This is a genomic window from Arthrobacter sp. TJ-263 (assembly GCF_058269155.1).
This window is the reverse complement of the sequence record NZ_JBZCNE010000001.1, coordinates 255512-278958: the sequence shown is the minus strand read 5'-3', so window position 1 is coordinate 278958 and position 23447 is coordinate 255512. Positions and strand designations below refer to the sequence as shown.

The window sequence follows — 23447 nt, the reverse complement described above, 5'->3', positions numbered from 1 at the left end:
TAGAGTCCGATCGGTCGTGGTTCAGATGATTGACCGGATCAACCATCAAGGATTTCCATGCCCCAAAGCCCCCCGTCCCGCGTCACCGACGCCGATCCCGGCCAGGACGCATCGCGCACCGATGCCGTCAGCCCGACCTCCCGACCGGACGGACCGGCGGTCGTCGCAGACGCCCTCCCCGCCCGCGACAAGCTGGTCATCACGCTCCTGCTCATCTCGGCGTTCGTGGTGATCCTCAACGAGACGATCATGGGCGTCGCGATCCCCCGCCTCGTCACCGACCTCGGCATCACGGTGGGTGCGGGCCAGTGGCTGACCACGGCGTTCATGCTCACCATGGCCGTGGTCATCCCGATCACCGGCTTCCTCCTGCAGCGCTTCAACACCCGACCCGTCTTCATGGCGGCGATGAGCCTGTTCAGCCTCGGCACGTTCATCGCGGCCATGGCCCCGGGCTTCGAGATCCTCGTGGTGGGACGGGTGGTGCAGGCCAGCGGCACCGCGATCATGATGCCGCTGCTCATGACCACGGTCATGACGCTCGTCCCGCCGGCCTCCCGGGGCAAGGTGATGGGCAACATCTCGATCGTCATCTCCGTCGCGCCCGCGCTCGGCCCCACCATCTCCGGCGCCATCCTCAGCGCGCTCGAGTGGCGCTGGCTGTTCTGGCTGGTCCTGCCGATCTCGCTCGCGGCACTGGCCGTCGGCTCGGCCAAGATGCAGAACGTGACCACGCCCCGGCGGTCCTCCATCGACGTCCCCTCGGTCGTCCTCTCCGCCGTCGCCTTCGGCGGCATCATCTACGGGCTGAGCCAGCTCGGTGAGGCGTCCACGGGCAGCGCGATCCCCGCCTGGGTCCCCCTCGTCGTCGGTTTGGCCGGCCTCGCGGTGTTCGTCACCCGCCAGCTCGTCCTGCAACGGCGTGACGCCGCCCTGCTGGACCTGCGGGTGTTCACCTCGAAGAACTTCTCCATCTCCATCGTCGCCATCGCGGTCAGCATGATGGCCCTGTTCGGCACCATCATCCTGATCCCCATCTACGCGCAGTCCGTCCTCGGCCTGACCCCCTTCCAGTCCGGGCTGCTCCTGCTCCCGGGCGGACTGGCCATGGGGCTGCTCGGACCGGTCGTCGGGCGCGTCTACGACCGCCGCGGACCCCGTATCCTCCTGGTCCCGGGTGCGTTCCTGGTGAGCGCCGTCTTCTGGGCCATGACCCAGGTGACGGAGACGACGCCCGTGCCCCTCGTCCTCGTCGCGCACGTCCTGCTCAGCATCGGCCTGGCGCTCATGTTCACGCCGCTCCTGACCTCGGCCCTCGGCTCGGTGCGGCCACGGCTCTACTCCCACGGCAGCGCGGTCTTCGGCACGGTCCAGCAACTGGCGGGTGCCGCCGGCACCGCCCTGTTCATCTCGGTCATGACACTCCGGAGCACGTCGCTGGCGGAGAGCGGTGCCGCCACCGACGTCGCTCTCGCCGGGGGGATCCGGGCGGCCTTCCTGTACGGTGCGGCCATCTTCCTGCTCGCCGTCGTCGCCTCGTTCTTCGTCCGCAAGCCCGAGACCGCCGACGACGCCCCGGCTCCGCTGCACTAGATCGCGGCATCGCCCACGGTTCGCCGGGGACCGTGTACCACGACGGTCCCCGGCGATAGGCTGGGCCGCGGACACCGCAGGTGCGGTGAGGACGAGGATCGGGGGGCTCGATGGGCGGAACCACCTTTCCTTCCCGCGCAGCCGTCGTGTCGCTCGTCGTGGCACTCGGGTTCCTCCTCGGACCGGTTCCTCCGGCCGTCATGAGCACGCCCGACACACCGTCCGCGGTCGGCAGCATCGCGAAGAATCCCTTCACCGGTCGGCGCGAGATCGTTGTACCGGATATCGGGCGCACCGCCGTCCTCATCGGAGATTCCCAGTCCTCAGGGCGCGGGAGCTGGCCCCAGATCGCCCTGCGCAGCCTCGGCTACTCGGTGAGGTTCGCCGGGGCGAACGGCACGGGCTTCGTCGCCTCGACCCGGTACACCCGCGTCCCCAACTACCACGACTCCCTCACGAGCAACCGGTGGGTGCTGCCGCACGGTGATCCCGCGCTCGTCGTCGTCGGCGGTGGCGGCAACGATGCCACGCAGGGGGTGTCCGACGGCGACATCCTCCGAAGCGCGAACGCCCTGATCATCGATCTCCAGCGCACGTATCCGTCGTCGCGGCTGGTCATGGTGGGCACCCTCAGCCGCAGCGCCGAGGACGGCGGCGGGAGGCGCACCGAGGTCGACGCCCTTCTGAGTGACGTCGCGAGGACGCGCGGCGTCCCGTTCGTCTCGGCGGGCGACTGGCTGACGACCCACGGTCTCGAGGCCTACCTCGCCGACGAGGTGCATCTGGCCGCTGACGGCCATCGGCGCGCCGCGGTGATCCTCGAGGATGAGCTTCGAGCCCTCCGGTTGGGTGCCGCAGACGTACTCGGCGCACGGACGCCGCCGCCCGCCGGGTCCTAGCCGGCCGGCTAGGACCCGGCGGGCCGCGACCCGGCCAACGGTAAGTCGGCTTATGGTTGGATCATGAGCTTCAACGACGACGTCCGACTCGACCCCTCGCGTGTCAGCGACCGGCGGGGACGAGGGCGCGGTGCGGCCGTGGCCGGCGGCGATGGACTCATCCTCGACACCCCTGCTTCCCCGAAGGACCCATTCGTGACCGACCGCCTCGCCGTCGTCGTCCCCGTGTTCAACGAACCCGGCATCGCCCGCACGCTCGACGCCCTCCGCGCGCAGCGCGACGCCGCGGACCTGCGGGTCTACGTCGTGGACAACGGCTCCACCGATGACACCGTGCAGCGCGTCGAACGCTTCGCGGCCGCCGAACCCGGCCTCGACGTCCGGATCCTGGTGGAGCGCCAGAAGGGCACGGGCGCCGCGTGCGACACCGGGTTCCGTGCCGCGATCGCGGACGGATTCACGCTCGTGGCCCGCACGGACGGCGACAGCGAGCCCGAGGCGGACTGGACGAGCCACATCCGGGTCCTGTTCGCGCACCACCCGGAGGTGCAGCTGGTCGGCGGCACGAGCGTCCCGCTGCGGGACGGGCACTTCCGGTGGGGCGACGACCTCCTCATGCCGGGTGCGCTGGCGACGCTGCGGGTCATGATGGCCGTGCAGCACCTGGACCCCGCCTACTTGCGCTTCGTCGCCGGCCACAACATGGCGGTGCGTTCCTCGGCCTATCTGGCGACCGGCGGGATCGGGCGGACCTCCATCGACGAACGCGATGAGGACATCGACTTCTCCGTCAGGATCTCGCGTCGGCTCGGCCTCGGCGCGGTGCGGATCGACCCGCGGCTGCGGGTGGCGACGTCGATGCGACGCGTCCGCCGGTACGGTCTCGGCCTGATGGGCATCCATCACCTTCTGCCGGCGCTCCGCGGCAAGATCGTCCGGACCATCGACATCCGCTGACGCCCGCAACCCTCAGACCGCGCCGCTGCCCCGCACCAGATCGATGGCGTCCTCCACTGCGGGCACGCGGCCCTGCCCGGCGCCGGAGACGAGGCGGACCGTCCGGCGGAACGAGGCGTCGTCGCCCTGGCCCGCCCGGAACGCCGGCAGATGGGCGAGGACCGCGGCCCGGCGCAGGGCGGCATCCTGCCCGGCCGCCCACCGGTCCAGGACGGACGCGGCCCGGACGGCGTCCGGTCCGCTCAGCCGCACGAGCATCGGTCCGACGACGTCCACCGCGAGCGGGTCCGCGAGATCGGGCAGCGACGCCGAGCGGAGGAAGCCCTCGATCCGCGTGAGGTCGGAGTGGCGTAGCAGCCGGACCGCCGATTGCAGCAGGACCACGGCTGCCAGGCGGCGCTCGAACACGGGGCGGGACCAGAGGTCGGAGGCGAGGGCGGTGAGGCCGTCGTGCCCGAGATCCGGATACCGACGTTCCGCGCTGCGGACGGTTCCGCGGACTGCGCCGATGGAGGCCCCGTAGTACTCCAGGCCCGCCCCGAAGCGCCGCTCGTAGTCCTCGGCGCGCTCCCATGAACTCTCGTACTGGAGGGTGTCGTCGATGAAGGCGGCGGCGTCGGAGGGCGTACTCATCAGGCGGGCATCCTGCGCAGCGTGAGGTAGGACCCGGCGGCGAGCAGCACACACACGGCGATCGCCCACAGGGTCAGTCCGAGCGATCCGGTGTCGAGGACCCACTGCCCCACCGCCGGCCAGGCCTGCTGCCACGTCACGAGGGCCACCACACCCACGAGCGCGAGGCCGATACCGATCAGGACGGTCGTGAGCACTGCTGTGCCGTACCGCTTGTAGATGGTGGCGGACCAGAAGCCGACGATGAAGAACAGCATGGTCAGCACGAAGTACGTCAGGCCCGCCGCGAGCGGTCCCCCCTCCCACAGCCAGTCCAGGTAGGCGAAGTAGCCGTTCATGCCGTAGCCCTCCGTGGCCCGTTCGACCAGACCGAGCAGCACGAACACCAGCGACATCCCCAGTCCGCTGACCGCAGCCGCCGCGAGGGAGCCGACGTAGAACTCCCGGCGCGTCAGGCTCATCGCCTGCGAGAAGGGGAAGGTCATGGTCATGGCCTGGATGCCGACCACGAGGAAATACCACAGCGGGGCCTGAGAACCCCCGCCGGTCTTGACCCCGGTGACCCCCGCGTTCTGGAGGATCCAGTAGATGAGCATCGTCAGGACCCAAGCACCGCCCAGGACGAGGGCCGGCACCCAGAGGAACGTCTGCGTGTTGACGAACTGCAGGCGGACCACGTTGCGCGTGCGGTTGCGCAGGACGGCAGGGCGGGTGGCGCTGCCGGACTCGAGGGTGGTCATCGGAGGCTTCCTTCCTGCGCAGCCGCGGCGAATGCGTCGCGGCCAGGGGTTCTCTGCTGGGTGAGGCGGACGATGAGCTGCTGGAGGGAGACGGGCGCGAGGTCGATGCCCGCGGAGGCGAGCGCGTCGCGCTCGGCGGCGTCGAGCCGTCCGAGGAACGTCACGGAGGCCACGCGGCCGAGGCTCTCGCGGTGGATGACCTCGCGGCCGTGGAGAGCCCTCTCGACGGTGGCGGCATCGCCGACGACGTTCGTGGCCAGCGCGCGGGCATCTTCCGTGGACTCGTCCATGATGATGCGCCCGCCATCGATCACGAGCACGCGTTCGATGAGGTTCGAGACCTCGTCGATGAGGTGGCTGGACAGGACCACGGTCCGCGGATGCTCGGCGTAGTCCGTGAGCAGGCGGTCGTAGAAGATCTGGCGGGCGACGGCGTCGAGACCGAGGTACGGCTCGTCGAAGAAGGTGATCTCCGCGCGGGACGCCAGGCCGATGATGACGCCGACGGCCGAGAGCTGCCCGCGCGAGAGCTTCTTGATGGTGCGCTTGAGCGGCAGCTGGAACTCCTCCACCAGGTCGTCGGCGAGCTCCTGGTCCCACCGCGGGAAGAACAGGCGGGCGGAGGCGAGGGCGTGCCGGGATGTGGCGTCGTCCGGGTACTTCTGGCTCTCACGCACGAAGCACATGCGGCTGAGCACCCGTGCGTTCTCGTAGGGATCCTCACCGAAGACGCGGACCTGTCCGCTCGACGGGAGGTTCTGCGCCGTGAGAATCGACATCGCGGTGGTCTTGCCGGCGCCGTTGCGGCCCAGGAAGCCGTAGATGGTGTCCTTCCGGATGTCGAAGCCGACGTCGTCGAGGGCGAGGACGTCCTTGTAGCGTTTCGTGAGGTTCCGGACCTCGATGACAGAGTCCATGATGTCCTTCGATTCGATTGCCCTTACGGGGTCGCCGGCTCTGCGCCGGCTCGGATGAGGCTCACGACGTTGTCGGGTTCGAGCCCGATCCTGCGCGCCTCGGCAAGGAGGGGTTGGACGTACCGCAGGGCGAAGTCGTTGCGGCGCTCCCTGAGCAGCAGGTCGCGGGCACCGGCGGCGACGAACATGCCGATCCCCCGGCGCTTGTAGAGCACTCCCTTGTCCACGAGCATGTTCACCCCCTTCGCCGCGGTCGCCGGATTGATGCGGTAGAAGGCGGCGAGTTCGTTCGTCGACGGGGCCTGCGCCTCCTCGGCGATGCTCCCGTCCACGATCGAATCCCCGACCTGCTCGGCGATCTGCACGAACAGCGGTTTGCCTTCCTCGATCACCGCGGCCTCCGGGTCAGCTGGTTAGTTACTTAACTAGTTAACCGTAACGGTCGGCCGACGTCAAGGGTCGATGGTGCTGGGACCCTGCGCAACAGGCCGGATCGATGCAGGGAAGCACGCGAGGGCGCGCGCCTGCACCGGTGAGGCCGACCCGGACGGCCCCACCGGCGCAGGCGGGAGATGACGGGCCTAGGTGTTGGTCGATCTCGGCGCGCCCATACCGGCGTCGATCCTGTGCGGGCCGGCGGCGGAGGGTCGAACGTCGAAGTCGAAGATCGCCATCGGGATGTACACGGTGGAGCAGGAGTTCGGGATGTCCACCACGCCCGACAGTCGGCCCTCGATCGGCGCCGATCCCAGCAGCAGGTAGGCCTGCTCGGGGCTGTAGCCGAACTTCGTCAGGTAGTCGATCGCGTGCAGGCAGGCCCGCTGGTAGGACAGGTGCGAATCGAGGTAGTGCTGCCTGCCGTCGAGGGTCACGGACGTGCCCGAGAAGGCGATCCATTCGCTGTACCGGGGGTCGACGATGCCGGGCATGAAGATGGCGTTCTCGCTCACGCCGTAGGTGTCCATGCCGCCCCTGATGATGTCGACCCGGAGGTCGATGAAGCCGCCCATCTCGATCGCACCGCAGAAGGTGATCTCACCATCGCCCTGCGAGAAGTGGAGATCGCCCAGGGACAGGTTCGCGCCGTCCACGAACACGGGGTAGAAGATCCGGGAGCCCTTCGACAGGTTCTTGATGTCCTGGTTGCCGCCGTTCTCCCGGGGCGGCGCCGTGCGGGCGGCCTCCCCCGCCACCCGGTCGAAGTCCGCCGCCGGCAGGCTCCCGAGCAGGGCCTCCCGTGGCTCAGGTGGCAACGCCAGCGGGGGAACCCGAGTGGGGTCCGTGGCGATCAGGTCCCCTTCGCGCTTGTTCCATTTGGCCAGCAGCTCGGCGGAGGGCGCGGTTCCCATCAGGCCCGGGTGGATGAGCCCGACGTAGGACACCTCCGGCACATGGCGCGAGGTCGCCACCTGCCCGGTGAAGTCCCAGATGGCCTTGTAGGCGTCCGGGAACTGCTCGGTCAGGAACCCGCCGCCGTTGTTCCGCGAGAAGATGCCGGTATACCCCCACCCCTGCCCTGCCAGTGGCCCCGAATCCTCCTGCGGGATCGGCCCGACATCCTGGATGTCGACGACGAGGAGGTCCCCGGGCTTCGCCCCTTCCACGGCGAAGGGGCCGCTGAGTTTGTGGACGGTGAGCAGCGGCGCGTTCAGGATGTCGTCGGCGGAATCGTCGTTGACGATGGCGCCGTCGAACCATTCCCGGCAATGGACCCTGAAGGAGTCTCCCGGCTTCACCGTGGCCACCGGGGGAATCTCGGGGTGCCACCGGTTGTGTCCGATCTTCTCCTGGTCCTCGAACTTCCTGCTCGAATCGAGGGGGAATATCACGTCAGGCATTTCATCTCCTTTGATGAGTCGCGCCGCGCTCCATGACTAGGGGCGCGGCAATTTCTGGTGCAGCGGATTCGACGAGTAGGCGGGGCCGGCGTTCGTGCCCGTGGACGGGAGCGCCTTGGAGACCACCCGGGGATCCGACGCACTGCGCATGGTCGAGTCGATCAGCTGGAAGGCCGGAGTTCCCGTCCTGGAGACATGGGGTGCACTGATCTTCCGCCGGGCCTGCTGCCCGCAGGTCGGGCAGGCATCCTCCGCAGGAGCCTCCCCCATGCCGCGGATGACCTCGTACACCTCACATCGAGGGCAGCGGTACTCGTAGATCGGCATTCAGTGCACCGTCCCGGGTCCGCAGGACGTGCTCTCGCCGGGCGCGAGCCTGCACTCCTGTCTCATTGCTGCGCCATCAGCCGGGCTATGTCGGCGTCGTTGTCACGGATCAGCTCGCCGGAGACCTCGATCGTGACCGAGTGGATCGCGCCCGTGAAGCTGAACGGTGGCGAATAGTGCTTGGCTGCCGGGGCGCCGAAGTCGTACCCGCAACTGAGGCCTTCGAGTTCGAAGAGGAGCGGCGTGGTGTAGGGGAAGTCCGCGTTCCCGACCAGAGTGCCGTCGATGTAGAGCTGGGCGCGTCCGGGTGTTCCTTTGCCCACCGTGAAGTCGGGCCGGCCCGTGGGCTCGAACTCGTAGCGGAGGACATGCCGTCCCGGGGACAGCGGCTCGGAGGAGGACACCTCGAACCGTTCGCGGCCGACGTAGTTGTACACGTACCGCAGGCGTCCGTCGTCCATGAAGAAGGTGTACCCACCGGCATCCCCACCCTGGGCGATGAGGACGCCGCTGGTGCCATCGGTGGGGATGTCGACGTCGGCCTCGATGGAATGGGGTCGGTTGAGGACCGGCGGGGCCGCGAAAGCAGGGACCAGCGAGGTGTGCGGGTGATAGGTGAAGCGGCTGCGGGGCCTCGATGTCTGCGGACGCTCGGTCGTCAGGCGTTCCTGGAGCGAGCCGTCCAGAGGCAGGACCTTGTACTTCTCGGCTTCCTCCCACCACAGGGCAATCAGGTGTCGCAGTCGGTCCGGGTGCTCGGCAGCGATGTTGGACGACTCGGTGGGATCCTCCGTGATGTCGTAGAGCTCCCATCCGCTCGCGTCGAGCTGCTCGAGGACCTCCGGGGTGATCAGCCCGCCCATCCGGCGTCCCGCGGCTGCGGCCTCCGTGTAATTCGGTCCCGGCCAGGGACACACGGCCCGCCACCCGTCGTGATAGATCGCCCGGTGGCCGAACATCTCGAAGTACTGCGTGGTGTGGCCGGTCGGCGCATCCGCCGTGTCGAAGGAACGGGCGAAGCTGACCCCCTCGATCGGGGCCTGGGGAACTCCGCGCACGGCGGCCGGCGGCTCGAAACGCAGGGCGTCGAGGACCGTGGGGACCAGGTCGATCGCGTGGGCGTACTGGCTGCGGACTTCGCCGCGTGCCGCGATCCTCGCCGGCCAGGCGACGACGAACGGGTCGGTCGCCCCACCACGGTACGTCTCCCGCTTCCAGCGGCGGAACGGCGTGTTGCCCGCCCACGTCCATCCCCACGGATAGTGGTTGTAGGCCCGGGTGCCGCCCAGTTCGTCGATCATCGCAAGGTTGTCCTCGAAGTTCTCGGGGACCTGGTTGAAGAACAGCATCTCGTTGAAGGAGCCTGTCACGCCGCCTTCGGCCGAGGCACCGTTGTCCGAGATGACCATGACCAGCGTGTTCTCGAGCTCGCCGATCTGCTGGAGAGTGTCCAGCACGCGTCCGAAGTGGTGGTCCGCATGCGAGACGAAACCGGCGTAGACCTCCATCATCCGGGCGTACAACCGACGCTCGTCGTCGTTCAGCGAGTTCCACTCCGGGACATCAGGGTCACGGGGGGACAGTTCGGCGTCGGCCGGGAACAGGCCGATCTCCTTCTGGCGGGCGAACACCGTTTCCCGGTACGCGTCCCACCCCTCGTCGAACCGGCCGCGGTACCGGTCCGCCCAGTCCTTCGGCACGTGGTGCGGGGCGTGGCCCGCACCGGGGGCGTAATACATGAAGAACGGCTTGTCCGGCGCGTTGGCCTCGCTGTCCAGGATCATCCTGATCGCCTGGTCCGCCAGGTCCTCGCTCAAGTGGTAACCGTCCTCGGGCAGCCGCGGCTGCTGGACCGACGCGTTGTCCTGCGTGAGATCCGGATACCACTGGTTGGTCTCACCGCCGAGGAACCCGTAATAGCGCTCGAATCCCCGCCCGAGAGGCCGGCGGTGGAACGGCCCGGCCGGGGAATTGTCCTCCGACGGCGACAGATGCCACTTTCCCACGCAGAACGTGTTGTAGCCGTGGTCGATCAACATCTCCGGCAGCATGCCGTTCTCGAACGGCATCCGGCCGTCGTAGCCGGGGAAGCCGGTGGCCAGCTCCATGATGCTGGCAACTCCATTGGAATGATGGTTGCGGCCGGTCAGGATGCACGACCGACTCGGTGAACACAGTGCCGTGGTGTGCATATTTGCGTACCGCAGACCGTTCGCCGCCACGCGGTCGATGTTCGGTGTCTCCACCAGCCCGCCGAAGCAGGAGATCTGCCCATAGCCGACGTCGTCGAGGACGACGAGCAACACATTCGGCGCTCCTTCGGGAGCCCGTTGAGGAGCGGGCCAGGCCTGCTTCGACTCCTCGATGGTCCGCCCGATCACGCCCGGGAAGCGGTCGCCTGGGTTGTACTCCGTGATGGACATGGGACTCCTCGGGGTGGTGGTCTGCGGGCTCGCTCACTCACCCTGCCCCGACCGGCCGGCCTCCGCCTCACCCCAAAGGAATGAACCCTCGACCGTGGGCGTCGGACGGCCTCTGGAGGGATGGTGCGACAGCGGGTAGCATCGGTCCCGCCATGGCCAGTGACGAGCATCCGGTCCCCACCTGACGGAGCGGCCGGCCCCTGCGGAACGGGAAGGATGACGCCCGGTATGCCTGTGACTCCGACGATGCTGCACATTCCGGCCGGCGAGTTCCGCATGGGATCGGAGGAGTTCTACGCCGACGAGGGCCCCGCACACCGGGTCCGCGTGCCACCCTTCGAGCTGGATGAACGTCCCGTGACCACCGCGGAATTCGCCGAGTTCGTTGCGGCAACGGGGTACGTGACCGTGGCCGAGCGGCCGCTGGACCCGGTCGAGTTCCCCGGCCTCTCCCCCCGTGACCTGGCCCCGGGCGGGTTGGTCTTCACCCCGTCACCCGGCCCGGTGGACCTGGGCGACTGGAGACAGTGGTGGCGCTGGGTCCCGGGTGCGTGCTGGCAGCGGCCGCTGGGGCCCGGATCCTCCATCGACGGCAAGGAGGACCACCCGGTCGTGCAGGTGTCCTTCACCGACGCCGGCGCCTATGCGGCCTGGGCCGGCAAACGGCTCCCGGAGGAAGCGGAATGGGAGTTCGCCGCCCGGGGCGGACTGTCCGACGCGTTCACCTATGCGTGGGGGAACGAGGTCAGGCCGGACGGTGTGCTGATGGCCAACACGTGGCAGGGACGGTTCCCGTACCTTCGGACGGGAGCGAACGGGTGGAGGGGAACCTCCCCCGTCGGGACGTTCCCCGCGAACGGGTACGGGCTCCTCGACATGATCGGGAACGTCTGGGAATGGACCAGCACCTACTACTCGGCCCGCCACGACACGGTGGAGGCGGCAGCGACCCACCAGGTCAGCGGCTGCGCGTGTACTCCGCACCGGGACCGGGCCGCCGAAAGCGCGGAGCCCGGGTCCGGCACCCCACGCCGCGTCCTCAAGGGAGGCTCACACCTCTGCGCTCCGGAATACTGCCTGCGCTACCGCCCGGCCGCCCGCTCCCCCCAGACCGAGGACACGGCGACCTCGCACATCGGCTTCCGGTGCGCACGGTCGCTCGGAGACTCCGCGACCCACCCTCAGTAGACGAAGATGTCGAACCACGCCCGGTTGTGCGCGTGGAGGAGGACGAGGAACAGCACGAAGTCGAACAGGAGGTGCACACAGATGATGTAGGACAGCGAGCGCGTCCGGGTGAAGATGAAGGCCTGCAGGAGCGCGAACGGGACGATGAACAGCGGCGCCCACGCCCTGAAGCCCAGCTCCCACAGGAACGAGGTGAAGAGGACCGCCTGCAGCACGTTGGCCTGCACCATGGGCAGGTGCCGGCGCAGGAGCGCGAAGACCGTGCAGATGAAGAACAGCTCGTCCCAGATCCCGAGCCCGTTGGTGCCGACGAACAGGCGGGCGATCTCCGCCGGTTCCGACGCCGCCGGCCAGTTCGTGTAGACGCCGGTGCTGATCATGTAGAAGGGCAGCAGGGCATAGCCCATCACGACGACGACGGGCAGGTACCACTTCTCCGTGCGGGTCCAGGGCTCGCCGGTCCGCAAGGGGAAGGTGACCGCATGATCGCGGTACACGAAGCGCGAGACGGTATAGGGCACGCCGACGGCGAGGATCATCGCCGAACCCATGACCACCATGTGCCCCATGCTGATGTCCGTGGTGATGGGCACGAAGGTCATCACGGTGATACCGAAGGCGATGAGCGCCAGGTCCCGGAACAGGGCGCGGTCGACGGCGGCGGCCACCGCGAGCGCCGCGGCCAGCAGCCCGTACCCGGCCAGTGGCTGGTGGAGCACGAGCAGGACGAAGCCGGCGAGGGACACCAGGGCGGCCGGGAGCAGGGCCCGGGAGGGGGTGTGCCACGAGCCCTGCTTCCACGAGCGGGTCGCCGTGAGCATGGCGCCGGGCGGAGGCGCGTCCGGTGCTGCTGCGTACTCCACGATGGGCACTCCTTCGACGTCGTGCCCGGTCGGTGAGCCCGCCGACGTCCTGCCGGCGCGTGTGCGGACACGATCCCCATTCTTTCCCGGGTCCGCCGGTCGGTCCAGAGCCGGGCCCGCCGGAGGCACAGCCCCGCCGATCCGGGCGCCATGTCAATGGCCGATTCCCTGTCTCATCCATGGGAGGTGAGACCCCCCGCCTTCTCCCGCGCCCACAATGAAGGCCAGACCCACCGCATCCCTTCAGGAGAAAGAGATCCCATGGTGCCGGACCCGCCCGCTGCCGATCCACGATCAGGCCTCCCGCGCAGCACCACCGTCCTGCTCGCCCTCGGCGGAGCGACCGCGGCCGCGTTCGGGATCGCCGCCATGAGGGATGTCTTCGTCCCGGCGTTCCTGGCGTTCGTCCTCACGCTGTGCGTCCACCCGCTCCGTAGCAGGATGAGCCGGCGGGGATACCCGCGGGGAATCGCCACTGCCGCGTCGATCGCTGCCGTCCTTGCCCTCGTCCTCGCCTTCGCGGTGGTCCTGGTCCTGGCCCTCGTACAGTTCTCCGCCCTCCTGCCCCGGTACGCGGCGCAACTGGAGCAGGTGGGAGTCGCCGTCTCCGAGCTGCTGGCGTCGGCGGGATTCGGTGCGGACCAGGCGGACGCAGGCGAGGAGGGGTTCACGCCGGAGCGCATCATCGGGTTCGTCAGCGGCCTGCTGGGCGGCATCACGAGCGTGGTGAGCGGTCTCGTGGTGCTCCTGACCCTGCTGATCCTCATGGCGTTCGACGGGTCCCGGGTGCCGGCGCTCCTCACCTACCTGACCCCCCACCGCCCGGCGCTGGTCTCCGCGCTCGTGGGATTCGCGGCCGGCGCGCGCCGATACATGGTCGCGACGACGGTGCTCGGTGTTGCCCAGGGTGCATTCAACTGGCTGGCGCTCGTCCTCCTCCAGGTCCCGGGCGCCGTCCTGTGGGGCCTGCTCTCCTTCATCTGCAGCTTCATCCCCAACGTCGGCTACTTCATCGCCATCATCCCTCCACTGTTCTTCGGATTCCTCAGTGGGGGCTGGCCGACCGTCATCGGCGTCATCATCGTCTACGGCGTCATCAACGGGGCCATCCAGTCCATCATCCAGCCCAAGTACATCGGTGATGTGGTGTCCCTCAGCGAGACCCTGACCTTCGTCTCCGTCCTCTTCTGGGCCGTGGTCCTGGGCCCGATGGGTGCCATTCTGGCCGTACCGCTGACCCTGCTGGTCCGGGCGGTCCTCATCGACGCGGACCCGTCGATGGCATGGCGAAGGGCTCTGACCGGAGACAGATCCGATCTGAAGGAGATCCTCGAGAACGAAGACAGCGAGACGCGCACCCGGCGGGCCCAGCGGACCCAGCGGAGGACGAGGCCCTCCGCCCCACGCGAGGAGCAGGCATGACATCCCCCGGCTCCGGCCCGGATGCCCCGTGAGCCCCGGATGCTGAGCCTCCTGATCAGCCTGCTGCCCGTCGCCTTCGCGGGGACGATGAGCACAGTGCCAGCCAGTGTCACCATCATCATCCTCCTCTCGTCCAACGCCCTTCGCGGTGCGTGGTCCTTCCTCATCGGGAGCTTCGCCGGAGCCCTCCTGCTGGTAGGCGGTGCTGCGGTCGGCCTGCGATTCCTGCCGGTCCGGGAGGGCCCTGACCAGAATGTGAAGGTGGCACTGGTCGGCCTGGTCGTGGCGGCCGCCTTGATCGGCTACGGCATCTATCTCCTCGCACACACCCGCAGAACCGACAGCGCGGCCCGGGGCAGGATGCGGACCCGGGTCGGTTCGGCCCGTCCCTGGGAGTTCCTCGTCCTGGGGTTGGCCCTGAATCTGCGCCCCAAGGCGATACTCCTGTCCCTGACCGCAGGCACACTCATCGGCCTCCAGGGCCTCGGGCCGCTCGCCGGCACGTTGGTCGTCCTCGCGTACGTCCTGATCGCCCAGTCGGAGATCGTCGTCCCGATCGTCCTGCGGATGCGACGGCCCGAGCGTGCGGACGCGTTACTGACCCGCCTGGACCTGTGGCTGCAGCACCACAGCCAGACGATCACGGGCATCACGCTCCTGGTCGCCGGGGTGTTCATCGCAGGCCTGGGGATCGCGCGGCTCTGACGCTCCTGCCCCCGTCCACCGTCCCGGTGCGAGACTGAGGGCATGCGAGAGCTCGTCGTCCTAGGTACGTCCTCCCAGGCGCCCACCCGGACCCGCAACCACAACGGCTACTTCCTGCAGTGGGAGCAGGAGGGGATCCTCTTCGATCCCGGTGAGGGCACGCAGCGGCAACTGATCCATGCCGGCCTGGCGGCGTCGAGGATCGACCGCATCTGCATCACCCATGTCCACGGGGACCACTGCTTCGGGCTGCCCGGTGTCCTCTCGCGCATGGTGCTGGACGGCGTCGACCACCCGGTGCACCTCCACTACCCGGCGTCCGGTGAGGACGTGGTGCGCGCCCTGGTCCTCCTCGCCACGCCGGGCATCGACCTGCGCCTGCACCCCCACGGTGCGGCCGGGGAGATCGCCCCCGGGCTGGCGGTCGAGACGCTGCGTCACCGCGTCGAGGCGTACGGCTACCGCGCCACCGAGCCGGACGGGCGGACGTTCCTGACGGACCGGCTCGCGGCCGCCGGCATCGCCGGGCCCGACGTCGGGCGCCTGCAGCGCGAGGGACGCCTCGGCGCCGTGAGGCTGGACGACGTCAGCGTGCACCGGCCCGGGCGCCGCTTCGCCTTCGTCATGGACACCGCGCTGTGCGACGGCGCGTCCGCGCTCGCCGACGGCGCCGATCTCCTGGTCACCGAGAGCACCTTCAGCGACGACGACGCCCCGCTCGCCGCGCGGTACCTGCACCTCACCGCAGGGCAGGCGGGTTCCCTCGCCGGTTCCGGCGGCGCGGTCACGCTGGTGCTGACGCACTTCTCCTCCCGGTACGACGACGTCGGGCTGCTGGCCGCTCAGGCGCGAGCCACGGCCGGCACGGCGACGGTGATCGCGGCGTCGGACCTCGACCGCGTCCCGTTCCCGGTGCGCCACTGACGGGGGTCGTGGTCAGCGCACTGCTTCGGGGGCGGTGAGCTGAAGGCGCCTGCCCCGCCAGGTGCGCCGGAGCCACCGGTCGTGCGAGGCGACGACGACCGCGCCCGGATAGCCGGGGATCAGGGCCTCGAACTTGGTGGCCAGCAGCAGGGAGAAGTGGTTGGTGGGCTCGTCGAGGAGCAGGATGTCAGGAGGGCCGGCCAGGATGATCGCGAGGGCAAGCCGGCGCTGCTGGCCGACGCTCAGCACGGCGACAGGCCGGTCCTCGTCCCGCGGGTGGACGAGCCCGAAGGTCCGCAGCGGGATCTGCTCGCCGACCGGCCCGACGGCGTCGTCGTAGGTCTGCAGCGCAGTGCGCCCGGGTCCGCGGTTGTGGGGGTCGGGGAGGTCGACGTCCTGGGCGAGCAGGCCGATGCGCAGCGCCGGCGCCGTACTCACCGTCCCGGAGGTCGGGGGGAGGTCGCGGGCCAGGAGGCGGAGGAGGGTGGACTTCCCGGACCCGTTGGGTCCCGTGACGAGCCACTTCTCCCCCGCGCCGAGTACCAGGGACGTGGCGGCGAGGCGACCGTGCACGGCGGCCTCCGTCGTGGTGAGGACGGGCGGCGCTCCTTCCGGTGTCGCGGGTGCACCGGCCGCGGTGAGCCCCTGGAACCGCAACTCCTCGGGCGGCCTGCGGATCTGCCGACCCTCGAGGGACACGAGCCGGGACGTGGCGTCGTCGACCCTGCGGGACACGGCCTTCGCATTGCGGTCGGAATAGAACTTGGCGCTGGCGCGTCCTTCGGAGCGCGGCTTCCAGTCCTCGTGGCCCACCAGGTGGCTGTCCGACACGGTGGCACGGAGCCGTTTCAGTTCCGCCTGCTCGTCCCGGTAGCGACGTTCCCACCGCTCCCGGGCGTCGAGCCGGGCGTGCACGTAGTCGGTGTAGGTGCCGGTGAACCGGACGACGCCGATACCGGTGCCGTCGCCGTCGGCCACGAGGGGTCCGGCGACCGCCTGCGGCAGTGGGGCGGGGTCGAGGTCGATGAGGGTCGTCACCACGTCGTCCAGGAACGCCCGATCGTGGCTCGCGATGAGCACCGGACCCCGCCAGTCCTCGAGGAGGGTCGTCAGATAGGACGCGGCGTCATCGTCGAGATGGTTGGTCGGCTCGTCCAGAAGCAGCACATCGGGCGTACTAAGGAGCAGCCAGGCCAGGGACAGGCGGGAGCGCTCCCCGCCCGAGAGCTCACCCGTCGGCCGGTGCGGCGCCAGGGCGGACAGTCCGAGGCCGGCGACGACGGCGGCGATCCGCGCGTCGATGTCCCACGCGCCGACGCGTTCCGCCGCCTCGAGGGCCGCTGCGTACGCGGTGGCGACCGCCCGATCCTCGGGCGCGCCGGCCAGGGCGAGGCCTGCGGTCGAGACGGCATGCGCCACGGCGCGCACGGGGGCGACGGCGGACTCGAGCGCCTCCGCGACCGTGACAAACGGGGGGAACGGCGGTTCCTGGTGCAGCAGGCCGATGCGTGGCCGCACTTCTCCGGGGAGTACCGCGGTCACGGTACCGCCGTCGGGCGTGAGGAGGCCGGCGATGATGCGCAGCAGGGTCGTCTTGCCGGACCCGTTCTCGCCGATGAGGCCGGTGCGGCCCCCGGCGACGGTGAAGGACACATCGGTCAGGACGCGGCGCGCCGCGAAGCTCTTGGAGACGCCGTCCACGCGGAGGTGGGCCGTCGTCTGCGGGGACGGGGAGGAAGTGGTCATGGAGATCCTCGGGGTCGGCCGGTGTCCTGCCGGGCATCAGCCACGGGCGCAGGAGGGAGCGAGGATCTAGGGGAGCACGGCACCACTATAGGCACGCAGGGCTCCGGAGGCGCAAGGCCGCGGTTCTCCAGCGGGCGTCCCCCGTCCGGTGACCGTCGCGACCTCCCGTAGGAGGCCGCGACGGTCACCGGTTCAGGCGCGGACGATCAGGCCTTCGCCATGCTGCGGCGCACCGCGTAGGTCCCGCCGACAGCGCCGGCGAGGAGGACGCCGCCACCGAGGGCGATCAGCCCGGCGGAGGTGGACGTGGACTCCACGGCGGCACCCGTGTCGGCCCCGCCCGAGGGCATGGAGCCCATCTGGGCCGGTACGAGTGTCCCGCACAGCGCGGGCGCGGTCGCGCCGGCCGGGAGGGCCGGGTCCAGATCGCTGGGAGCGCTGAACGCCTCCGGGGTCGACGGCGTCGTGGCCGGGTCCAGGCCGTGGACGTTGAAGACCGCCGTGCCGTTCTCGAGTGCCGCCATGGTCGCGGCGTCGATCGTGAAGGTGCGCTGGACGGTGTAGGTACCGCCCTGTCCGGCAAGTTGCAGGTTCAGGGCTTCGGCAGGAGTCGTGGGCCCTGACGTCGTCACTGTCGCCAGGATGCCACCGTAGCCGGGCGCGCTCTCGGTGACGCTGATGATGCCGTCACCGTTGGTGTCGTTCGCCGGTGTGGGGCAGACGCCGGCGGCGCCGCCGTGAATGTGCTGCACGTGGGGGTAGGGCGCACCCTGGAAGGTCTCGGCGAGACCTGACACCTGCAGGTCGATGGTGGCCTGGTCACCGACGACGTCCAGGGTGACGGTGCCGGTGCCGGTGGTGCCGTTGACCTGGCCGAGGGTCGACGAGTAGCTTCCATCGGCCGCCATTGCGGGTGCCCCTGCCATAGCGACGGCGCTGAGGGCGAGGGCGGGGACTGCAAGCAAGCGCATCTTGTTCATGGGATTCGTATCCTTCACGGTGCGATTGGAACGGACCCGGATCCGGATCCGCATCGATCTGGCTGCGAGCACCCCGTAGCGTCGAATAACCGCAGTCTGCGAATCCTGAGCCTGCTGCGCGGAGCGCCCACGTGGCTCATCCTCCACCCGCCCCCGCACCCACGGAAGAACCCACCGCAATCTCGATTCGACCTTTACAAACGCGCTTTGTGCAGGTTCCGTGGAGGGCGGCCGCCCAATTGGTGCGAGGGCGCCGGGGGCGGCCTCGCACCCCCTGCTCGAGCGTGTACCTGAGGATCCCGAGCACGAGCTGCGCGATCAGCGCGCTCTGTCGGCGCGTGTCCTCGGCCGGCTCGTCCGTCGGCGCGGCGCATTCTGAGGTACAGGACCTCCTCGTGGACGCCCGAGAGCCCCCCATCTCCTTCTGCACCAGGGCGGGCTCTCGCTGATGATGCGCATACGCGGTGCCACCAGTTCCCTGGTGTCCGCGTTCAGCGGCACGAGGGTGTCCAGCAGGCCGAGGAGCTCCCCAGGACGTCTGGCGCATCCGAGAGGAGGAACTCGCGGACGCGCCTGACGTCCAGCGTGCCGGGTGCGACGCCGAGGATCGCCGTGTCATTCGTCCTGTAGCTGCGCTTCATCATGCACGATCCGCAGGATTTACGGCAGGCTTCTTGGACGTTCTGGAGCCGGTTAACGACAGCGGCCCTCCGAACGCGGTCGCGTTCGGAGGGCCGGAGGCTGCCGGGCTAGGAGGTGTGGTCGGCGTTCTTCTTCTCCGGGCGATACCCGGCGACGGCGGCGCGGATGGTGCCCTCCTCGTGCTCGCCCTTCTTGCCGAACGGCAGCGCCTTGAGCAGCGGGTGCACGACGGCCATGACGATGAGCCCCCACGCGAGTCCGAGGATGGCCGAGCACAGGGTGTTCACGAGCCAGGCGAGGAAGCCGCCCGCAACAGGGATGCCGACAAACGGGGACTCGAGGACATGGACGAGGTCGTAGGGCAGGTGCCACCCGAGATCGTAGACTCCCTGCAGCATGATGTGGCCGCCCACCCACAGCATGGCGATCGTCCCGATGAAGGTGATGCCGGCCAGGACGGCGGGCATCCCCTTGACGAGCATCTCGCCGAAGCGCTGGGCGCCCGGGGAATCCTTAGTGGTCAGATGCAGGCCGATGTCGTCCATCTTCACGATGAGCGCGACGGCGCCGTACACGAGGACGGTGATCGCAATGGCGACCACGACCAGGATCGTCGCGCGCGCCCAGATGGACTCGCTGGACACCTCGTTCAGCGAGATGACCATGATCTCGCAGGACAGGATGAAGTCGGTGGTGATGGCGCCCTTGGTGACCTTCGCCTCCGCCTCCGGCCCGCGTGCGGAGGCCGGCGCCTTCTCGGCCGCATGGCCGCGGAGCTTGTGCCAGACCTTCTCGGCACCTTCGTAGCACAGGTAGGTGCCGCCCAGCATGAGGATGAACGGGATCACCGCGGGGATGAAGGTACTGATGAGCAGCAGCGCCGGCAGGATGATGAGCAGCTTGTTCCGGAGCGAGCCCCAGAAGATCCGCTTGATCATCGGCAGCTCACGGGACGGTTCGGACCCGGAGACGTACTGCGGGGTGACGGCGGCGTCGTCGATGACCACGCCCGCGGCCTTCGTTCCCGCCTTGGCCGCGCCGGCGGCGACGTCGTCCACGGAGGCGGCCGCGATGCGGGCGATCGCTGCGACGTCGTCGAGAAGGGCTACGAGACCGCCGCTCACAGGGCGTCCCCGACCCGCTCGACGGCGGACGGTTGAACATAGGGGCCCCGGGCGAGATGTGTGATCGGCATCCTCAGAGTATAGGGCGGCCCCTGCCCTCGGCGGCAGCAGAATTCAGTCCACGGCGGTGGCGCGTTGCCTGGAGGACCGTGAAACGGCGTCGACAATCTCCTCGGAGGTGAGCCTGCGCTCTCCCACGTAGTACACGACAGCGTCTCCGGGTAGTCGCGTGTCCCAGGCGGGGTTGATCACGGCCCCTTCGTGCTGGACTGCGAGCACGGTGGTGGTGAAGTGTCGTCCCAGGACTTCCTGCACCTGTCCGAAGTTCATCTGTTGGAGCGCTTCGGGCAGGCGTGTGCTGTAGGTGTTTCGGCCCCCGTGGCTCATGAGGTCGGCGTAGACGATCGCGATGCCCGGATCCTGCAGCTCTTCGATGGCGAGGCGCGGCGAGTGCCACTGGACACAGCGGACATCGGCGGCGATGTAGGAGAAGTTGTGTGCCCGGCTCATATCGCGCAGCGCGACGACTGTGTGCGCCTCGGGATTCACATGCGTGACAGCGACGGTGACCGCGAGTGCCTCGTTGTCGTCGCGGACGTCGATGAGCAGGCGCGCGGCCTGATGCACCCCGGCACGTCTCAGCACACTCTCCTCCGCAAGATCTCCGCGGACGAAACCGAGATGGGATTGCTCGGGCATCGGATTCTCGGGTGTCTCCTCCCAGGCGCAGAGGGTGATCGGGTGATCGTCATCAGCGATGATCTCGCGGATCAGCCGTTCCGTGCGTCCCGGCGTGTAGCCCACGATCACGAGGTGATTCGACATATCCGAGCTGAGATGGCCCTTCATGCGGTGCCCCTTTGCATTCTCGATCGCCGATGCGATCCGTGTGAACAGGGTGGTCAGGGTGACGATGCCACCAACGATGACATACGCCCCGACGAGGCGACCGCCGACCGAGGTCGGGAAGAAGTCGCCGTATCCGACAGTGGCCGCCGTGACCAGGAACCACCACCAGTAGTTCGCCACGGACGTGAGGGGGTTGCTGGATGGCTCCGCCCAGGCCATGAGGGGCCAACTGGTGAGGAACACCACGAGAATGATGCTTGCCGGCAGGACCCACACACGTGACCTCCCGAGGCCCCGGATCAGACGGACCAATACGAATGGCACTCGGTGTTCCCCTTCATCCTGACGAGTCGGTACCGGTCGAAGTCCTCCTGGCATTCGACCACAGAAAAGCCGTCAGCCACCCACTCCTGGTGGAGTGGGTGGCTGACGCAACCTGGGTCCCACCCCCTGCAGGGTGAGTGTCACTCAGTGATCAGAGCGCTCCACCGGTGGGGCGGTCCTTGTTCAGCAGCGGATCGGCCAGCGGGTCCTTCGCGGTACCGGTCTGCGTCCCGCTCGATGCCGGATCGACGTCCTCGACGGGCAGGAGCACGTCCTCGGTGCTGCGCGAGAGTACGGCGTCGTCGGTCGTGTACACCTCGGGGGCAGCGTCGGTCACGGGCGTGAGCGTGACGTCTTCCTCCACGACGGTGTCGTCGTCGTCCTTCTTCTTGCTGGCGGCGACGCCGACAGCTGCAGCGGCAGCGGCGAGGCCGATACCGGCGGCTACCTTGCCGGAGACTCCTGCCTTTCCGCTGTCACCGCGGGACTCGGCGGCATCCTCGACGCCGGGCTCGCCGGTACGGACGCCGGTTCCGACCGTTCCACGCCACGCTCCCGTGGCATAGCCCTCGTCTTCGATGAATGCCTTGAAGCGCTTGAGGTCTCCCTCGGCCTGGTTCTCGACGACGTTGAGCTTGTCGCCGATCTTTTCGACGAGGCCCTCGGCCTCGTACTCGAGGACGAGGTGGACCTGGGTCTGTCCGCCTCCGACGTCGTCGAAGGAGACCGAGCCGGCGTTCGTGGCACCTTCGGTCGCGGCCCAGGACACCTTCTTGTCGGGCACCTGCTCCAGGATGGTCGCGTCCCACTGACGACGGATCCCACCGATTTCGACGACCCAGTTGAGCCGCTGGTTGTCGAGCTGGGTGACCTTCTTGACGCCACCCATGAAGTGGGGGAATTCTTCGAACTGGGTCCACTGGTTGTAGACGGTGCTCACCGGGACGTTGACGAGAATGCTCTTTTCAACCTTCGTGCTCATGGCGTCTCCTTCGGGTTGGGACAAGGTACGAACTAGCGGTGCACGACCAACTGAAGCAATTGATCAGCTAGCTTAGTATAACGCAGGTCGGGTCTCTGTGGCAGGTCGTCCGGCCGAATCAGGGGTTTTTCTGCAGGATTACAGTTGAGTGGCACTTCCAGGACTCCGTGCCGATCAGCCCCACGGTCCGACCCCGTGGATCCCGTCCCGCAGTCCACATAGCCCCAGGAGACACTCATGGCAGCCAGCCGCAATCCACTCGACGAGTTGCGCGAGACGATCAGCAACCTGGCCGATCAGATCAAGCTTCCGGGTTCGGAGCGCGGCGATGACCGGGTCGGTGAACTCTTCAGTGCACGGCCCGGACCCGCCCGGCCGCTCGCCGAGGTGCAGGCCGAGCTCGACGCCCTGGTCGGGCTGGAAAGCGTCAAGGAACAGGTGCGGGCGCTCGTCGCGCTGCTCCAGGTCCAGGCCCGCCGGAAGGCACACGGCCTGCCGGAGGTCGCCACGTCGCAGCACCTGGTGTTCCTCGGGAATCCCGGCACAGGCAAGACGACCGTTGCGCGCCTCCTGGCCGAGATGTACCGAGCGGTGGGGTTGCTGCAGAAGGGCCATCTGGTGGAGGTCGACCGGTCGGCCCTGGTGGGGCAGTACGTCGGCGCGACGGCGATGAAGACGGACCGGGTCATCCGCCGGGCGCTGGACGGCGTCCTGTTCATCGACGAGGCCTACGCCCTGACCCCGGAGGACGGCCGGATGGACTTCGGCCCCGAGGCCATCGAGGTGCTGCTCAAGCGGATGGAGGACCACCGTCACCGCATGGTGGTGATCGTGGCCGGTTACCCGCGGCTGATGGAGTCGTTCCTGCTCTCCAACCCCGGCCTGCGCTCCCGGTTCGCGCGGGAGATCACCTTCCCCGACTACTCCGTCGATGCTCTCGAGACGATCTTCAAGCAGATGCTGACCCAGCACGAGTACACCCTGGAGCCCGGGGCCGACGAGATGCTGCGCCGCATCCTCGCCAACATCCACGCCGGTGAGGACTCCGGCAATGCCCGCTTCGCCCGCACCCTGTTCGAGCAGGCCCTCAATCGCCAGGCGCTGAGGCTGTCGCTCGACGCCGGCCGGAGTCTCGATACCCTCGGCCGCGACGACGTCATGACGCTCACGAGCGCAGACCTCGTCGAGGCCGCGGAGGCGCTGGGTGAGGAACCCGAGCCGGAGGCGCAGCCCCAGGTGGAGCCCGAGTCATCGCACTGGTGGAACTGGCGGACCTGGCCGTAGGGGCGGGATCGCGGCAGCGAGGTGCCGCAAAACATGGACTTAGGTCACTGGTGGCCCCCGCCGGGACAGGACTAGGTTGCGGGGATT

The 23447-nt window shown here is 68.8% G+C and carries 21 protein-coding genes; 8 read left to right on the top strand and 13 right to left on the bottom strand.

Annotated features, from left to right (window positions below):
- Window positions 1–57: 57 nt before the first annotated feature.
- From AC4D2F_RS01295 to AC4D2F_RS01285, 3 genes are all read left to right on the top strand, one after another.
- The gene (locus AC4D2F_RS01295; RefSeq protein ID WP_490909211.1) at window positions 58–1593 is read left to right on the top strand and encodes an MDR family MFS transporter; all 1536 of its coding nucleotides are present in this window, start codon (window positions 58–60) and stop codon (window positions 1591–1593) included.
- Window positions 1594–1703: 110 nt separating this feature from the next.
- On the top strand, window positions 1704–2492 hold the full coding sequence (locus tag AC4D2F_RS01290; RefSeq protein WP_490909210.1) for an SGNH/GDSL hydrolase family protein: 789 nt from the start codon (window positions 1704–1706) through the stop codon (window positions 2490–2492).
- Window positions 2493–2555: 63 nt separating this feature from the next.
- Window positions 2556–3449 carry a glycosyltransferase family 2 protein gene (locus AC4D2F_RS01285; RefSeq protein WP_490909209.1) on the top strand — a complete coding sequence of 298 codons (894 nt, stop codon included), beginning with the start codon at window positions 2556–2558 and terminating at the stop codon, window positions 3447–3449.
- Window positions 3450–3461: 12 nt separating this feature from the next.
- On the opposite strand, the gene AC4D2F_RS01280 is transcribed toward AC4D2F_RS01285, so the two are convergent.
- The 7 genes from AC4D2F_RS01280 to AC4D2F_RS01250 all read right to left on the bottom strand — a co-directional run bounded on the left by AC4D2F_RS01280 (window position 3462) and on the right by AC4D2F_RS01250 (window position 10327).
- A complete protein-coding gene (locus AC4D2F_RS01280; protein WP_490909208.1) occupies window positions 3462–4082 on the bottom strand; it encodes a DNA alkylation repair protein in 621 nt (206 codons plus the stop codon).
- A complete protein-coding gene (locus AC4D2F_RS01275) occupies window positions 4082–4822 on the bottom strand; it encodes a hypothetical protein (protein WP_104164530.1) in 741 nt (246 codons plus the stop codon). The genes AC4D2F_RS01280 and AC4D2F_RS01275 overlap by 1 nt, the downstream gene beginning before the upstream one ends.
- The gene (locus tag AC4D2F_RS01270) at window positions 4819–5739 is read right to left on the bottom strand and encodes an ABC transporter ATP-binding protein (RefSeq protein ID WP_104164528.1); all 921 of its coding nucleotides are present in this window, start codon (window positions 5737–5739) and stop codon (window positions 4819–4821) included. Before AC4D2F_RS01270 ends, AC4D2F_RS01275 begins: the two co-directional genes overlap by 4 nt.
- Window positions 5740–5762: 23 nt before the next feature.
- Window positions 5763–6131, bottom strand: a complete 369-nt coding sequence (locus AC4D2F_RS01265) for a GntR family transcriptional regulator (protein WP_490909207.1) — start codon at window positions 6129–6131, stop codon at window positions 5763–5765.
- A 189-nt stretch (window positions 6132–6320) separates the two neighbouring features.
- Complete coding sequence (gene fmdA, locus AC4D2F_RS01260; protein ID WP_490909206.1) at window positions 6321–7577, bottom strand: formamidase; 1257 nt, start codon at window positions 7575–7577, stop codon at window positions 6321–6323.
- Between the two features lie 36 nt (window positions 7578–7613).
- On the bottom strand, window positions 7614–7904 hold the full coding sequence (locus AC4D2F_RS01255; protein ID WP_490909205.1) for an FmdB family zinc ribbon protein: 291 nt from the start codon (window positions 7902–7904) through the stop codon (window positions 7614–7616).
- Between the two features lie 62 nt (window positions 7905–7966).
- Entirely contained in the window at window positions 7967–10327 is a 2361-nt protein-coding gene (locus AC4D2F_RS01250; RefSeq protein ID WP_490909204.1) for a sulfatase-like hydrolase/transferase, read from the bottom strand.
- A gap of 228 nt (window positions 10328–10555) precedes the next feature.
- On the opposite strand from AC4D2F_RS01250, the gene AC4D2F_RS01245 reads away from it, so the two are divergent.
- Entirely contained in the window at window positions 10556–11515 is a 960-nt protein-coding gene (locus AC4D2F_RS01245) for a formylglycine-generating enzyme family protein (protein WP_490909203.1), read from the top strand.
- Here the strand turns inward: AC4D2F_RS01245 and AC4D2F_RS01240 are convergent.
- Window positions 11509–12336, bottom strand: a complete 828-nt coding sequence (locus AC4D2F_RS01240; protein ID WP_490910499.1) for a CPBP family intramembrane glutamic endopeptidase — start codon at window positions 12334–12336, stop codon at window positions 11509–11511. The genes AC4D2F_RS01245 and AC4D2F_RS01240 overlap by 7 nt on opposite strands.
- A gap of 303 nt (window positions 12337–12639) precedes the next feature.
- Here AC4D2F_RS01240 and AC4D2F_RS01235 point away from each other — a divergent pair, with 303 nt between their 5' ends.
- Genes AC4D2F_RS01235 through AC4D2F_RS01225 form a run of 3 tightly spaced genes read left to right on the top strand, consistent with a single transcriptional unit; the run spans window position 12640 to window position 15429 of the window.
- A complete protein-coding gene (locus AC4D2F_RS01235) occupies window positions 12640–13800 on the top strand; it encodes an AI-2E family transporter (RefSeq protein WP_490909202.1) in 1161 nt (386 codons plus the stop codon).
- Between the two features lie 39 nt (window positions 13801–13839).
- Complete coding sequence (locus tag AC4D2F_RS01230; protein ID WP_490909201.1) at window positions 13840–14505, top strand: GAP family protein; 666 nt, start codon at window positions 13840–13842, stop codon at window positions 14503–14505.
- 42 nt (window positions 14506–14547) lie between these two features.
- Window positions 14548–15429: a ribonuclease Z gene (locus tag AC4D2F_RS01225; RefSeq protein WP_490909200.1), complete on the top strand. Its 882-nt coding sequence runs from the start codon at window positions 14548–14550 to the stop codon at window positions 15427–15429.
- Window positions 15430–15441: 12 nt separating this feature from the next.
- On the opposite strand, the gene AC4D2F_RS01220 is transcribed toward AC4D2F_RS01225, so the two are convergent.
- The 5 genes from AC4D2F_RS01220 to AC4D2F_RS01200 all read right to left on the bottom strand — a co-directional run bounded on the left by AC4D2F_RS01220 (window position 15442) and on the right by AC4D2F_RS01200 (window position 22076).
- Window positions 15442–17175 carry an ABC-F family ATP-binding cassette domain-containing protein gene (locus tag AC4D2F_RS01220; protein WP_490909199.1) on the bottom strand — a complete coding sequence of 578 codons (1734 nt, stop codon included), beginning with the start codon at window positions 17173–17175 and terminating at the stop codon, window positions 15442–15444.
- Between the two features lie 206 nt (window positions 17176–17381).
- Entirely contained in the window at window positions 17382–18155 is a 774-nt protein-coding gene (locus tag AC4D2F_RS01215) for a hypothetical protein (RefSeq protein WP_490909198.1), read from the bottom strand.
- A 749-nt stretch (window positions 18156–18904) separates the two neighbouring features.
- The gene (locus AC4D2F_RS01210; protein ID WP_104164510.1) at window positions 18905–19921 is read right to left on the bottom strand and encodes a DUF808 domain-containing protein; all 1017 of its coding nucleotides are present in this window, start codon (window positions 19919–19921) and stop codon (window positions 18905–18907) included.
- A 114-nt stretch (window positions 19922–20035) separates the two neighbouring features.
- Window positions 20036–21094: an ion channel gene (locus AC4D2F_RS01205; RefSeq protein WP_490909197.1), complete on the bottom strand. Its 1059-nt coding sequence runs from the start codon at window positions 21092–21094 to the stop codon at window positions 20036–20038.
- A 151-nt stretch (window positions 21095–21245) separates the two neighbouring features.
- Window positions 21246–22076 (bottom strand): SRPBCC family protein, encoded by an 831-nt coding sequence (locus AC4D2F_RS01200; protein ID WP_490909196.1) that lies wholly within the window; start codon window positions 22074–22076, stop codon window positions 21246–21248.
- A gap of 237 nt (window positions 22077–22313) precedes the next feature.
- On the opposite strand from AC4D2F_RS01200, the gene AC4D2F_RS01195 reads away from it, so the two are divergent.
- Window positions 22314–23360, top strand: a complete 1047-nt coding sequence (locus AC4D2F_RS01195) for an AAA family ATPase (protein WP_490909195.1) — start codon at window positions 22314–22316, stop codon at window positions 23358–23360.
- Window positions 23361–23447: the final 87 nt, after the last annotated feature.

Excerpts from the sequence above, each read along its gene's own strand:
- AC4D2F_RS01295 (WP_490909211.1), top strand. The coding sequence starts at position 58 with ATGCCCCAAAGCCCCCCGTCCCGCGTCACCGACGCCGATCCCGGCCAG.
- AC4D2F_RS01290 (WP_490909210.1), top strand. The coding sequence starts at position 1,704 with ATGGGCGGAACCACCTTTCCTTCCCGCGCAGCCGTCGTGTCGCTCGTC.
- AC4D2F_RS01285 (WP_490909209.1), top strand. The coding sequence starts at position 2,556 with ATGAGCTTCAACGACGACGTCCGACTCGACCCCTCGCGTGTCAGCGAC.
- AC4D2F_RS01280 (WP_490909208.1), bottom strand. The coding sequence starts at position 4,082 with ATGAGTACGCCCTCCGACGCCGCCGCCTTCATCGACGACACCCTCCAG.
- AC4D2F_RS01275 (WP_104164530.1), bottom strand. The coding sequence starts at position 4,822 with ATGACCACCCTCGAGTCCGGCAGCGCCACCCGCCCTGCCGTCCTGCGC.
- AC4D2F_RS01270 (WP_104164528.1), bottom strand. The coding sequence starts at position 5,739 with ATGGACTCTGTCATCGAGGTCCGGAACCTCACGAAACGCTACAAGGAC.
- fmdA (WP_490909206.1), bottom strand. The coding sequence starts at position 7,577 with ATGCCTGACGTGATATTCCCCCTCGATTCGAGCAGGAAGTTCGAGGAC.
- AC4D2F_RS01255 (WP_490909205.1), bottom strand. The coding sequence starts at position 7,904 with ATGCCGATCTACGAGTACCGCTGCCCTCGATGTGAGGTGTACGAGGTC.
- AC4D2F_RS01250 (WP_490909204.1), bottom strand. The coding sequence starts at position 10,327 with ATGTCCATCACGGAGTACAACCCAGGCGACCGCTTCCCGGGCGTGATC.
- AC4D2F_RS01245 (WP_490909203.1), top strand. The coding sequence starts at position 10,556 with ATGCCTGTGACTCCGACGATGCTGCACATTCCGGCCGGCGAGTTCCGC.
- AC4D2F_RS01240 (WP_490910499.1), bottom strand. The coding sequence starts at position 12,336 with ATGCTCACGGCGACCCGCTCGTGGAAGCAGGGCTCGTGGCACACCCCC.
- AC4D2F_RS01235 (WP_490909202.1), top strand. The coding sequence starts at position 12,640 with ATGGTGCCGGACCCGCCCGCTGCCGATCCACGATCAGGCCTCCCGCGC.
- AC4D2F_RS01230 (WP_490909201.1), top strand. The coding sequence starts at position 13,840 with ATGCTGAGCCTCCTGATCAGCCTGCTGCCCGTCGCCTTCGCGGGGACG.
- AC4D2F_RS01225 (WP_490909200.1), top strand. The coding sequence starts at position 14,548 with ATGCGAGAGCTCGTCGTCCTAGGTACGTCCTCCCAGGCGCCCACCCGG.
- AC4D2F_RS01220 (WP_490909199.1), bottom strand. The coding sequence starts at position 17,175 with ATGACCACTTCCTCCCCGTCCCCGCAGACGACGGCCCACCTCCGCGTG.
- AC4D2F_RS01215 (WP_490909198.1), bottom strand. The coding sequence starts at position 18,155 with ATGAACAAGATGCGCTTGCTTGCAGTCCCCGCCCTCGCCCTCAGCGCC.
- AC4D2F_RS01200 (WP_490909196.1), bottom strand. The coding sequence starts at position 22,076 with ATGAGCACGAAGGTTGAAAAGAGCATTCTCGTCAACGTCCCGGTGAGC.
- AC4D2F_RS01195 (WP_490909195.1), top strand. The coding sequence starts at position 22,314 with ATGGCAGCCAGCCGCAATCCACTCGACGAGTTGCGCGAGACGATCAGC.